The sequence below is a fragment of the Bacillus sp. SW14 genome, assembly GCF_047608225.1.
In the GTDB taxonomy this organism is placed as follows: Bacteria; Bacillota; Bacilli; order Bacillales; family Bacillaceae; genus Bacillus; species Bacillus subtilis_G.
This window is the reverse complement of the sequence record NZ_JBLKRW010000001.1, coordinates 1891808-1904690: the sequence shown is the minus strand read 5'-3', so window position 1 is coordinate 1904690 and position 12883 is coordinate 1891808. Positions and strand designations below refer to the sequence as shown.

Below are 12883 nucleotides of genomic sequence, written 5' to 3'. Positions count from 1 at the left end.
AGGTTTTCCACGGAAAGCTGAAGTTTTCGACAAAAACAACCGCAAAAATTGTATGATCCTCCCCCTTAATGCAAACGATACTTGTGAGGAGGTGCCGTATGAAAACCAGACCGAAAAAAGCCGGCCAGCAAAAAAAGACTGAATCAAAAGCAATCGATTCTTTAGATAAAAAATTAGGCGGCCCGAACCGCCCTTCTACGTAAGAAGCAAGGAAATTCCTTGCTTCTTTATTTTTTCAGCCAATGCTCGACTGCAAAAAGCGCATGAAGCTGGCGTTTTTTATGCAGATACCAGTCTGTCAATTCAATCTGCTTCGGCAATTCCTCACGTCTAAAGAACGCTTTCTTGATCTTTCCATGAAACCAATCCGTTTTCTTTCCGTCTAATGAGTGGATGAACTCAGGGTAGCATGTCCTTAACATAGGAGATGTTCTTTTTGTGATCCCGATCATTTTTTCCATATCAAAACGGGAGCCTGTGTGTGGCACTGTGTGCAAAAAGTGATAAAAAGAGGAGAATAATTCGGGGCTGAACAGCAATTGAGACAGCTGCTTTCCCAGCCTTATCCTTTCCTCTGTCTTTGAAAAGCGTTTCACTGAAATGCCGTAAAGAAACCCGTCTGAAGAAGGAAAAATAACGGTGTTAAAATGAAACCAGTCACTTAAATAAAAAGGAATCGTGTCAAAAACGTTCTTTTTAAACGAAGGATTTTGTATAATAGGTGTTTGGATAGTGTTTTGTTCATTTACAATGAGGGCATACATCAGCCGCTCGGTGTTTCGCTCATGCCAAAAATGGGCCCATTCTTCCGTCATAAATTGCGAGACGCCAAACATATGGAGATGATGGAACAGCGGTTTCCCGATTTTTTTTGACCAGTGGTACAAAAGAAGCTGCGGATAGGCATCCGAAAAAATAAGCCAGTTCGCTCTTTCATAGGCTAAAAAGAACCACTTTTGCTGTCTCTCATGGAGTCCAAGCTGAAACAGACTGCCTTTTAAGTCAGTCATTGACCAGCCGGCATTGCGAGAAACAAAAGATGCTAAGAGCGACCATTTGATTTCCGGATGACAGTCATAAAATGCTTTATATGCGTTCGTTCTTGAAATGTTATCTGCGTTTTTTGCTTTTGTCTGCCGTTCAATCCGGCTAAGAAGCTTTCTGATGGCCTGTTGTTCTTGCACGTACATTCACTTCCGTCACGAATAGTTTAATAAGGAGGATGAGAAAGTGATTCGGTATCCTAACGGAAAAACGTTTCAGCCGAAACATTCGGTTTCATCCCAAAACAGTCAGAAAAGGGCCCCGTCCTACAGTAATCGCGGAATGACCCTCGAAGATGACTTAAACGAAACGAATAAGTATTATCTGACAAACCAAATTGCCGTTATACACAAAAAGCCGACACCTGTTCAAATTGTAAATGTCCATTATCCAAAAAGAAGCGCCGCGGTGATTAAAGAAGCTTACTTTAAACAATCATCGACAACAGATTATAACGGGATTTACAAAGGGCGGTATATTGATTTTGAGGCGAAAGAAACGAAAAACAAGACCTCTTTCCCCCTGCAGAATTTTCATGACCATCAAATCGAGCATATGAAGCAGGTAATGGCTCAAGACGGCATTTGTTTTGTTATTATATCCGCTTTCGACCAGGTTTATTTTTTGGAAGCCGATAAACTGTTGGATTTCTGGGACAGAAAAGAAAAAAACGGCAGAAAATCAATTCGAAAAGATGAATTAGCGGAAGCGGCTTATCCGATTTCTCTTGGATACGCACCTAGAATTGATTATATTAGTATTATTGAACAGCTTTATTTTTCGCCGTCATCTAGTGCGAAAGGTTGATTAACGAAAGGTTGAGATGTTATGTCAGATCAATTTAACAGCCGTGAAGCTCGACGAAAAGCGAACAGCAAATCGAGTCCTTCACCGAAAAAAGGCAAGAAACGAAAAAAAGGCGGATGGTTTAAAAAGACCCTTTTTACTTTACTCATTCTGTTTGTTTTAGGTGTAGTCGGCGGTGCCGTCACATTTGCTGTCATGGTTTCCGATGCGCCAAAACTTGACGAAAACAAATTAAAGACGCCTTATTCTTCGACAATATATGATAGAAATGGAGAAGAGATCGCTGAATACGGCTCCGAAAAGCGGACCTACGTCTCAATAGATGAAATTCCTGATACTGTAAAAGAAGCTTTTATTGCGACAGAGGACGCCCGTTTTTATGAACACCACGGGATTGACCCTGTCCGTATCGGAGGCGCCTTAGTCGCCAACTTTACAGACGGTTTCGGAGCTGAAGGCGGAAGTACGATCACCCAGCAGGTCGTCAAGAACTCCCTTCTTTCTCATCAGAAGACGCTGAAACGGAAGGTACAGGAAGTGTGGCTTTCGATTCAGCTAGAGCGCAATTACTCTAAAGACGAAATTTTAGAAATGTATTTAAACCGGATTTATTTTTCTCCTAGAGCATATGGAATCGGAAAAGCGGCGGAAGAATTTTTCGGCGTCACAGATTTAAGCAAATTGACTGTGGAACAAGCGGCGACACTTGCGGGCATGCCGCAAAGCCCGACAGCGTACAATCCCGTTAAAAACCCTGATAAATCGGAAAAAAGACGGAACATCGTACTCAGTCTGATGAAAAAGCAAGGATTTATTTCTGATTCTGAATATAATAAAGCCAAAAATGTCGCGATGAAAGACGAAGGCATTGTGTCACAAAAAGAATATGAAAAAAATAATTCAAACAAATACAGCGCCTTTGTTGAAGAAGTCATGAAAGAAATTGAAGAAAAATCTGATGTCAATCCAGGAACTGACGGATTAAAAATTTATACGACATTAGATACAAAAGCACAAGACAAACTAGATGAATTAATGGACGGAGACACCGTCGGATTTACTGAAGGCATGCAGGGCGGCGTTACCCTTCTCGATACAAAAAACGGAGAAGTCCGCGCGATTGGTGCTGGGCGCAATCAGCCTGTCGGAGGCTTTAACTATGCAACTCAAACTAAGGCACAGCCTGGTTCGACCATAAAGCCGATTTTAGACTACGGTCCAGTTATTGAAAACAAAAAATGGTCTACGTATGAACAAATTGATGACTCAGCTTACACTTATTCTAACGGAAAACCAATCCGTGATTGGGACCGTAAATATCTAGGGCCTATCTCTATGCGTTATGCACTTGCACAATCTAGAAATATACCAGCCTTAAAAGCATTCCAGGCAGCTGGTAAAGATACTGCTGTAGACTTTGCAAATGGACTTGGACTGGGATTAACAAAGGATAATGTACCAGAGGCCTACTCAATTGGCGGTTTTGGTGGAGACGATGGTGTTTCTCCTCTGACAATGGCAGGCGCATACAGTGCGTTTGGAAATAACGGAACATATAATGAACCGCATTTTGTAAAATCCATCGAATTCAACGATGGCACGAAGCTTGATTTAACACCGAAATCAAAGTCAGCAATGAGTGACTATACTGCGTTTATGATTACAGATATGCTGAAAACAGCTGTTAAGACAGGTACAGGACAGCTCGCTCAAGTACCTGGGATAGAAGTAGCCGGTAAAACCGGGACTACAAACTTTGATGAAAGTGAAGTCCAAAGGTACAATATCGCAAGCGGCGGTGCCCGAGATTCTTGGTTTGTCGGTTACACACCGCAATATACAGCAGCCGTCTGGACGGGTATGGAAGAAAACGATGCTGGAAAGAAATCACTTTCTGCTGAAGAGCAAAAAGTCGCAAAACGAATCTTCGCCCAGCTCATTGCCGATGTCGATGACGGAAGCGGATCGTTTGAGAAGCCTGACAGCGTAGTTGAAGCCACTGTAGAAAAAGGCTCTAACCCGGCAAAACTGGCAGGGCCGAATACGCCAAGCGATAAAAAGCTCACGGAGTACTTTGTCAAAGGCACTGCCCCTTCCACTGTTTCTAAAACGTATGAAAAAGAAGAAACAGATAAACCGACTGGCTTAAACGTGAAATATGATAAAGACAATCAATCTCTGACATTAAGCTGGAAATATGACGGTGATGCCACCTTCGAAGTGAAGCAGTCTGTCGATGGCGGCAGCTACTCAGAGATTCAGAACAGTTCTGCAAAAGAAGCCGTCATATCCGGTGTGCAGCCTGGATCTGTGTATAAATTCCAAGTAACAGCCATCAGCGACGATGTCCGCAGCGATACAGCCGCCACTTCGTATGAAGTGCCGAAGGCTGAGGATGAAGAAGATAAAGACGACGAAGAGAAAACCGATGATGAAAAGCAAGATGAAGATAAATCTCAGGATGATACACAGACTGATGATTCGCAAACAGATGACAGTCAGACAGATCAAGATCAGACAGATGATTCAACGAACGATCAAGACAAAAAACAAGACAACCCGAACACCAATCCGTCCGACAACAGCAATCAAGACCAAACCAACGATAACAGCAACAATCAGGGTACGTCGGATGGTGATTCGAACTCAGACACAAATGATTCATCAGGCTCTGATACAAATAAAAACAAAACAAACACATCTGACAAAACACAAACGAATTCATCATCAACTGAAAAAGCAAATTAAACAAAAAGCCGTCACTCTATTGGGTGATGGCTTTTTCTTCATCATAAAAAACCTCCCCTTTTAAGGGGAGGTTTTAGCGATTCATCGCATGGTATTTATAAAAATGCTTTTTCATTTCAGCAAATAGCTCATCAAGCTGAATAAAGCAATGGTATTGAGTCGGCTTTAGAAGAATAAATTCTACTCGTTCAGGCCAATTGATTGGCTTCACGGGAAATGATTTTTCCGTCAGTTCTGGCCAATCGAGCGATTTTACCCGCTCACCCGCTGTCCAGTGGAACGAAGCGAGCAAACATACAATGCCCTTCAGCATGTCATTTTGGTCACATCTCGATTTTCGTGTTTGAAAGACTGGGAGAAGTGATTCTTTAATGTCTTCCCACACTTCAAATAAAAGCGGAACGTACTTGCCGCTGTCTTCCCATGGCAAAACACCTTGAGATTCCAAACAGAGGTCAACATACACAGGGTTGATTCTCAAGGCTTCTGATATATCCAGGGAGTTCATCTGGCCAAGACTGCTTAAGTACTGCTCATAGGAAGCCAATACGTCTTTCGCTTGCGTCATCGTTTCACCAGTCCTTTTTTATCTCTCTTCTGCCCTTCTCTGCACAAAGACAGCAGCGGACATTCCGCACAGCGCGGAGACTGGGCCTTACAGTGATATCTGCCGAAGAAAATAAGCCGGTGATGGGTAACAGACCAGTCTTCTTTTGGCACCTTGCGCATCAGCGTCTTTTCCACTTCCAGCACCGAGTCTTTCCACCGGCAGATTCCCAAACGTTTGCTGACTCTCTCCACATGGGTGTCTACAGCTATGGCCGGCACGCCAAAGGCAACAGATACTACGACGTTGGCGGTCTTTCTTCCGACACCAGGCAGTTTGACAAGCTCATCGCGGTCTTTCGGCACTTCTCCGCCGTAATCCTCAATAATCATTTTACTCAATTTTTGGATGTTTTTTGCCTTATTACGATACAAACCGATTGATTTAATATCCTGCTGAAGTTCTTCCAGCGAAACAGCCAGATAGTCTTCCGGCTGTTTATATTTTTGAAATAATGTTTTGGTCACCCTGTTTACAAGTGCATCTGTACATTGCGCAGATAAAGCGACTGCCACCACTAATTCAAAAGGATTGGAATGAACCAGTTCACACTCTGCGTGGGGAAACATGTCGCCTATCTTGTCCAAACAGAATTCAATTTGTTTTAGATTTAACACGATTGTCACCTTTTCACTTTATTGTTCAAGCCAATTGTAAAAAGGAACTTGCCTTTTATACTCTTTTTGCGGTTCAGTCTGCTTGGTTTGTACCCGCCGGAATTTCTGGCTGTGGATTTTTGCCTGCTCCACAGTTTTCAGCCCGTTTTTCTTCCACTCAAACAAAATCCGGTCAATGTAGCGGAAACTGAGTTTCCCTGACAGTACCGCCTCTTTTAAGGCGTGTTTGATCAGCTGTGCGTCATGCTGATCTTGATCCTGCCAAATGGCCAGTGTTTCACACTCCAAAGGTGATAACGGCCTTGCGAACTCTTCCTCAAAAATGGTATAAAGGCTTTTTTGTTCCCCTTCTGCTTTTCTTTCCTGCGTTTGATTCTGTGCAAGCTGTATATACTCGTACAGCTTGCCCCATAAAGGCTGAAGAGAATATTTCTCAAATTTGATACCGTTTTGGTCTTCACATTCTTCAATAAACAGAAAACCTTTTTGAATAAACATCCTCAATCTGTTTGTGCATTCTTCAACAGAAATTGACATCCCTTCTTGCAGCTGATTCGGTGTAGGAAAATAAGATCCTTTTTCTAAATGCATTTTAATTTTTAAGAGCAGAATAAGTTCTGTTTCGTTAAGCCCGAGCTGTTTATAATGCGTAAGCAGAAGATTAGGGATTGTTGACGTTCCCTGTTCATGCATATCAATAAATTGCTGTTTTTTCATCGTCACACCTCTTACTGTAAAGGATCATGTTTTCCCCTTTACTGTAAAAAGTCTCCCTTGCAGGAGACTCTTTTTCTTGTTTCATTTGAATGTATTATGGATATAGACGGTTTAACAGTCTTGGGAACGGAATGGTTTCACGAACGTGAGGCGCTCCGCTGATCCAAGCTACTGTCCGCTCTAATCCAAGGCCGAAGCCTGAATGAGGAACTGATCCATATTTTCTAAGTTCAGCATACCATTTATATGCGTCAGAATCCAGTCCATGTTCTTTAAGGCGCGCTTCCAAAAGCTCCATATCGTGAATCCGTTCGGATCCGCCGATGATTTCTCCATATCCTTCCGGCGCAATCAGGTCAGCGCAGAGCACGACATCCTCACGGTCAGAAGCCGGCTGCATATAGAATGGTTTTAAGGACGTCGGGTAGCGAGTGATGAAAACCGGTTTGTCATAGTGTTCCGCAATCGCTGTTTCATGAGGCGCCCCGAAGTCGTCTCCCCACTCGATATCGTCATAGCCTTTTTCTTTTAGAAACTCAATCGCTTCATCATACGTGATTCTTGGGAACGGAGCTTTGATTTGCTCAAGTTTTGATGTGTCTCTTCCTAATGTGTTTAATTCAATTTTGCAATTCTTAAGCACCGACTGCACAATGAAAGAAACGTAATTTTCCTGTACTTGAAGGTTTTCTTCAAATTGTACAAACGCCATTTCCGGTTCGATCATCCAGAATTCGATCAAGTGGCGTTTTGTTTTAGACTTTTCCGCTCTGAATGTCGGCCCGAAGGAAAATACTTTTCCTAAAGCCATTGCCGCAGCTTCCATGTAGAGCTGGCCGCTTTGAGACAGGTAAGCATCTTCCTCAAAGTACTTTGTCGCAAAGAGCTCTGTTGTTCCTTCAGGCGCGCTTCCAGTCAGAATGGGCGGATCCACTTTTACGAAGCCTTCGTTATTAAAAAATTCATAAGTCGCGCGAATGATTTCATTACGAATTTTCATGGTGGCATGCTGGCGTTTTGAACGAAGCCATAAATGTCTGTGATCCATCAAGAATTCTGTGCCGTGTTCTTTTGGCGTAATTGGATAATCAGTCGCTTCGTGAATGACTTCAATACCTGTCACAGCTAGCTCATAACCGAGCGGAGAACGCTCGTCCTCTTTGACAATCCCTTTTATATAGAGTGACGTTTCCTGCGTCACTGATTTAGCTGTTTGGAAAATGCTTTCTTCCACTTCCGCTTTGACTACGACACCTTGAATAAAGCCGGTACCGTCCCGCAGCTGCAAAAACGCGATTTTCCCGCTTGAACGCTTATTAGCGACCCAAGCTCCGATCGTTACTTCCTCACCTACGTGTTTATACACTTGGTTGATTGTTGTTTTCAACATATTTCCCTCCAAAACAAGAAAGACATTCGGAAGCCCATTGCCCCACGAACTCTTTTATCATCACTTTATTATACCCGCTCTTAACTAGCCGGGTCAATGCAGATAAAAAGCGGCTTTTCTGTCAGCCGCTTTTTGATCTGTTAGCTATGTTTTTCTACAAAACGTTTGATTCTCTCAACCGCTTTTTCAAGAAGTTCTAAAGATGTTGCGTAAGAAAGGCGTACATTATCAGGAGAGCCAAACCCGGAGCCAGGAACAATCGCAACTTTTTCCTCCTCAAGAAGCGCTTTAACAAATTCGTCTACATCTTTGAAACCGCAAGTTTGAGCTGCTTCTTTTGCATTCGGGAACAAGTAAAAAGCACCTTCCGGCTTCACACAGCTAAACCCGGGGATCTCTAAAAGCTTTGCATAGATCGTGTTTAATCTATGTTCAAACGCTTCTCTCATTTCTTCCAGCGGCTCAGAAGGCCCGTTATAAGCAGCAATCGCTCCGTACTGTGAGATTGATGTCGGATTTGACGTGCTGTGGCTTGCAAGGTTAGTCATTGCTTTAATAATGTCTTCGGCCCCCGCCGCATAACCGATTCTCCAGCCCGTCATGCTGTGTGACTTCGACACGCCGTTAATAATAACCGTTTGCTCTTTCAGGCTGTCAGACAGCTGTGCAATGGAAACGTGTTTCTTTCCGCTGTATGTAAGTTTTTCATAAATTTCGTCAGACACAATCAGGATGTCATGTTCAAGGCACACTTCACCGAGCGCCGCCAGTTCGTCTTCCGTATACATAACGCCAGTCGGGTTGCTTGGAGAATTGATGACGATCGCTTTTGTTTTTTCCGTGATCGCATATTTCAGCTGTTCAGGAGAAATTTTGAAATGATTTTCCTCAAGCCCTTCTACATAAACAGGCTTTCCGCCAGCGAGTTTCACCTGCTCCGGGTAGCTCACCCAGTAAGGTGTTGGAATAATGACTTCATCTCCTTCATCCAAAATCACTTGGAAAAGGGTGTACAGCGCATGTTTGGCACCTGTGCAGACAATCATTTGAGACGGTTTGTATTCAATATTCTGGTCACGTTTAAATTTCTCTGCAATGCTGTTTTTGAGTTCAGCCAGACCACCTGAAGGCGTGTACTTCGTATGGCCTTCGTTCATAGAACGTACAGCGGCATCAATGATGTGCTGCGGTGTATTAAAGTCGGGTTCGCCTGCCCCTAGGCCGATAACATCATGGCCTGCCGCTTTCAGTTCTTTCGCTTTTGCTGTGATTGCCAGTGTGGTAGACGGTGTTAATGCGGATACTCTTTTTGCCAGTTTCAACTTGAACTCCCCCTAATTCGTCTTAAGGCGTCATATTTTTGAGAATCTTTCCAGTTGTAAAGTCCACATAACTTAAACTGTATTGACCTTCTTTGTCTAAGTACGTTACTTCCCAAAGCAGGACATTTCCCTCTCTTGCCAGATGAACCTCTTTTTGCTTTGAAACCAGTCCTTCATCCTGTATGATTTTCGCCGCTTTGTCTTCGGAGATTCCCTCTTTTGCTTCTTTTGAGAGAATTTTTGCTTTTTTATCGGCAGGAACCCAGACATATAATTTGCTTCCTTTTTTGTCCGTTCCCTTTACAACATAATATTTTTCTTTTCCGACAAATGTTTCGACTTGATCAACGTTGGCGAGATCGGTTTCTTTTTTAGCTTCAGCAGCTGCTGCTTCGTGCCCCTCTTCCTTTTGTGCCATGGCTGATTTATAAATGCTTGCCGAGACAAGAAGTACTGCTAAAAAAATAATACCAAAAATGGCGGTAAATATTAATGCTTTTTTTCTCATCTTCTCACCTACGTACGATAAATGGTAAAAACGGCTTGGTTTTTGTTTTCTTCATCCAGCGCAAGGCCGAACATCAGATTATCTCTTTTCAGTGTCCGATTCAGTGTGTCTACAATTTTATAAAGGTCATCAGAATGCTCTACATTAATTGTTGAAAGAATCTCGATTTTGCTTTCCATTTTTTCATCCTCCAGTTTGAACAAATATTGTTAGTCATACTCCATTTCAGGACACGCCATACTAGTATCACAGAGCGGCAAAACCGCTTTTAAATAAAACACCATCCTACTCCCACACCGCAAAAGCCGCTTTATGCGGCTTTTATTCATTTTCCCCTGCAACGTAAGCCTCAAGCTCGCTGTCAGTCATTTCGGATACGTAAGTTGTCGGCAGGGCATCAAGAAACAACCGGCCATAACCTGCCGTTTTAATCCGTCTGTCCAATATGACAATCGTCCCTTTGTCTCCCGCTGTCCGCAGCAAACGGCCGATTCCTTGCCTGAAGGTCAGCACAGCTTCCGGAAGTGATACTGTTTGAAACGGATTCCGCCCTTGTTTTCGGGCAAGCTCACATTTCGCAGCATGAAGCGGATGATCAGGGGACCGGAATGGAAGCCTTGCGATCATTACCGTTGTCAGCTCATCACCAGGAAAATCAACGCCTTCCCAAAAGTGATTTGTACCAAGCAAGATCGCCTGATTGGATGTTTTAAAAGTTTTCATCAGTTTGCCTGGACTTCCGCCTGAAATTCCTTGCGCCAAGAGCTGAATGCCGGAAGCACTCATCGCTTGCTTCAGCTCCTGATGAACCTTTTTCAGCATATCATGAGACGTAAACAGCACAAGGATTTTGGGCTGTTTTTCCTTTGCCATCAGTTCAATATAACGGGCCGTATCCTGTATAAATTCAGTTTGCCCTGTATCTTGAATTGTTTTCATTTCTTTTGGAATCATCACCCGCATGCGCTCATCGTAAGAAAAAGGCGACTCAATTCTCATTGTTCGCGGGAAAAAGTCATCCAGTCCCAGACGTTCAATCATAAATTGAAATGAATCTTCGACAGTAAGGGTTGCAGATGTCAGCACCACACTGTTTTTGCGCGCGAAAAACTGATCAGCCAGGAGTTCACCAGGTTCAAGCGGCTGTGCGTAAATGGCCACTGCGTTTTTTGCTCCCTTTGCGTCTATTTCAACCCAAACCGCTTCATCTTCATCAGACTCGAAGAACAGCTTCTGCAACGTTAGACAGTAATGCTGCAAGCCTTTCATGACTCTTTGATATTCATCGGCTAAATAAGCGGTTTTGCTCTTCATACTCGTCAGATGTTTTTCCATCAGAGCCGACTGTGCCTCAAAAAGCTGCTGCAAATGTGTCAGCATGGAACAAAGCCTCTCTGCTCCATCCGTTAAAATAGGCCAGCTTTTATCTTGGCTTTCTTTGTTCACCTTATAGACTAGACGGTTTAAGTCTTCTTTAGGTTTTCTTCGTTTGACAAAAGAATGCACAGAGCTGAAGAAAGCATCACTTTCTGCTTGGATGTGCTGAATCCACTCTTCCAATTCGAAAAAAGAATCAACGGGCAGGCTGTTTCGCTGAAATAGCTGTCTCATCTTTTTTAGAAGCCCCTGTTCCTTCAGAGTGCCGATTCTGTTCAATTTAGAATGCAATTCTATATACGTGGCTCTTTTTCCTAAATGTTCGCTTGCCGCACGTTCAAAATGATGGGCTTCATCGATAATAAATGTGCCGCTTTCAGGGAGTCTTTTTTTCTGGCTGCCTTCATCGGTCAGCAAAAGGGAATGGTTGGTAATCACCAAATCGGAACGCATGGCAATCTCCTTGGCACGCTCATAAAACCCGGTCACACTCTCATGGCGACTTCTTTTATAGGAGCCATCGTCATAAGCCAATCTGTCCCACAGCAATTTTCCGCCTGAAGGCAGATTCAGTTCAGCTACATCTCCTGTGTTTGTCTCAGTCAGCCAAACGAGGAGCTGTGCCTTTGTCAATACGGCATCATAATTATCATCTTCTTCATGAAGCACCTGCTCGAATTTATACAGGCATAAATAATGCGATTGTCCTTTTAAAATCGCCGCTGTTACCGGAAATGGAAACAGATCTTGGACAATCGGCAAATCCTTTGTCAAAATCTGCTGCTGTAAAAGCGTTGAATACGTGCTGATAATGACCGGTTTTTTTGATTTCTTGGCAAAAAGCGCAGCCGGAATGAGGTAGCCAATCGTTTTTCCGATTCCCGGAGGAGCTTCAATCAGCGCATGCTCACGATTGGCAAACGCTTCAGCCACCTCTTTGATCATCATCATTTGGCCGTCTCTTTTTTCATAACCGGGCATTAACGCAGACAGCGCTTTTTCATTGCCCGCTTCCCAATTTTCCATCTCAAATGAGAAGTTTCCGTCTTCATGGACACGTTCATCGATCGTTTCAGGTTCTCTGACAGAAAAGGAAGAAAAGCGCGCATAGCCGGGTATTTCGGTATGTTTGTTTTCATAAATGAACATATCCAACAAATGCGTCAGATCACTGATAAAATGCTGCGAAAGTCTTCTTAACTGTTTTAATGTCGGATCAGGAAGCTGCCGCAGCTTTTCAAGGATTTCCAAAAAAATAAGCCCTGTCACTTCAGCGTCGCTGTCAGCCCGGTGCGGCTGATCATGCCGCAGTTGAAGCTCCTCGCTTAATTCGGTCAGCTTATACCCTTCAAACCCCGGAAAAACAATACGGGAGAGTTCGACAGTATCCAGCACTTCACAATCTGGGAGCTGAAAGCCCGCCTTATGTAACTCATACTTGACAAATCCAAGGTCGAAATGGATATTGTGGGCGACAAAATAAGCGCCGTCAAGCAAATGAAACACTTCCTCAGCGACAGCCTCAAACGGCTGTTCATGCTCTACCATTTGATTGGAGATTCCTGTAAGCTGCTCAATGAAAGCAGGAATGGATTTATTTGGATTAATGTATTTTGAAAACCGCTCAGTAATTTGTCCATTTTCAATTACAACCGCTGCGATTTGTATGATTTTATCGCCTTTCTTCGGCGAATTCCCTGTTGTTTCTACATCTATAACAACGAACCGTTGCTTATTCATTAAAAT

12 protein-coding genes are annotated in these 12883 nt (G+C 43.3%); 3 read left to right on the top strand and 9 right to left on the bottom strand.

The window, feature by feature from the left end; all coding sequences use genetic code 11:
- Positions 1-98: 98 nt before the first annotated feature.
- The gene (sspM, locus tag ACMX2I_RS09920) at positions 99-203 is read left to right on the top strand and encodes an acid-soluble spore protein SspM (protein ID WP_003225606.1); all 105 of its coding nucleotides are present in this window, start codon (positions 99-101) and stop codon (positions 201-203) included.
- Between the two features lie 24 nt (positions 204-227).
- Here the strand turns inward: sspM and ACMX2I_RS09915 are convergent, their stop codons facing one another.
- Positions 228-1190: a DUF2515 domain-containing protein gene (locus tag ACMX2I_RS09915; protein WP_414956806.1), complete on the bottom strand. Its 963-nt coding sequence runs from the start codon at positions 1188-1190 to the stop codon at positions 228-230.
- Positions 1191-1230: 40 nt separating this feature from the next.
- Here ACMX2I_RS09915 and recU point away from each other — a divergent pair, with 40 nt between their 5' ends.
- Together recU and ACMX2I_RS09905 are read left to right on the top strand one after the other, a co-directional pair.
- Positions 1231-1851: a Holliday junction resolvase RecU gene (gene recU, locus ACMX2I_RS09910; protein WP_414956805.1), complete on the top strand. Its 621-nt coding sequence runs from the start codon at positions 1231-1233 to the stop codon at positions 1849-1851.
- A gap of 21 nt (positions 1852-1872) precedes the next feature.
- The gene (locus ACMX2I_RS09905; RefSeq protein ID WP_414956804.1) at positions 1873-4599 is read left to right on the top strand and encodes a PBP1A family penicillin-binding protein; all 2727 of its coding nucleotides are present in this window, start codon (positions 1873-1875) and stop codon (positions 4597-4599) included.
- 73 nt (positions 4600-4672) lie between these two features.
- On the opposite strand, the gene ACMX2I_RS09900 is transcribed toward ACMX2I_RS09905, so the two are convergent.
- From ACMX2I_RS09900 to dinG, 8 genes are all read right to left on the bottom strand, one after another.
- Positions 4673-5167 carry a YpoC family protein gene (locus ACMX2I_RS09900; RefSeq protein WP_087990506.1) on the bottom strand — a complete coding sequence of 165 codons (495 nt, stop codon included), beginning with the start codon at positions 5165-5167 and terminating at the stop codon, positions 4673-4675.
- Positions 5164-5823 (bottom strand): endonuclease III, encoded by a 660-nt coding sequence (gene nth, locus ACMX2I_RS09895; protein ID WP_289347585.1) that lies wholly within the window; start codon positions 5821-5823, stop codon positions 5164-5166. The genes ACMX2I_RS09900 and nth overlap by 4 nt, the downstream gene beginning before the upstream one ends.
- An 18-nt stretch (positions 5824-5841) precedes the next feature.
- Positions 5842-6540, bottom strand: a complete 699-nt coding sequence (gene dnaD, locus ACMX2I_RS09890; protein WP_333561927.1) for a DNA replication protein DnaD — start codon at positions 6538-6540, stop codon at positions 5842-5844.
- 94 nt (positions 6541-6634) lie between these two features.
- Positions 6635-7927, bottom strand: coding sequence for an asparagine--tRNA ligase (asnS, locus tag ACMX2I_RS09885; RefSeq protein WP_289349107.1), 1293 nt, complete (start codon positions 7925-7927; stop codon positions 6635-6637).
- A gap of 143 nt (positions 7928-8070) precedes the next feature.
- A complete protein-coding gene (gene aspB / locus ACMX2I_RS09880; RefSeq protein ID WP_414956803.1) occupies positions 8071-9252 on the bottom strand; it encodes an aspartate transaminase AspB in 1182 nt (393 codons plus the stop codon).
- 22 nt (positions 9253-9274) lie between these two features.
- Positions 9275-9760 (bottom strand): cell wall elongation/penicillin-binding protein regulator TseB, encoded by a 486-nt coding sequence (gene tseB / locus ACMX2I_RS09875; RefSeq protein WP_087990510.1) that lies wholly within the window; start codon positions 9758-9760, stop codon positions 9275-9277.
- An 8-nt stretch (positions 9761-9768) separates the two neighbouring features.
- Positions 9769-9939: a YpmA family protein gene (locus ACMX2I_RS09870; RefSeq protein ID WP_003225588.1), complete on the bottom strand. Its 171-nt coding sequence runs from the start codon at positions 9937-9939 to the stop codon at positions 9769-9771.
- A 142-nt stretch (positions 9940-10081) separates the two neighbouring features.
- Positions 10082-12877, bottom strand: coding sequence for an ATP-dependent DNA helicase DinG (gene dinG, locus ACMX2I_RS09865; RefSeq protein WP_414956802.1), 2796 nt, complete (start codon positions 12875-12877; stop codon positions 10082-10084).
- Between the last annotated feature and the right edge of the window lie 6 nt (positions 12878-12883).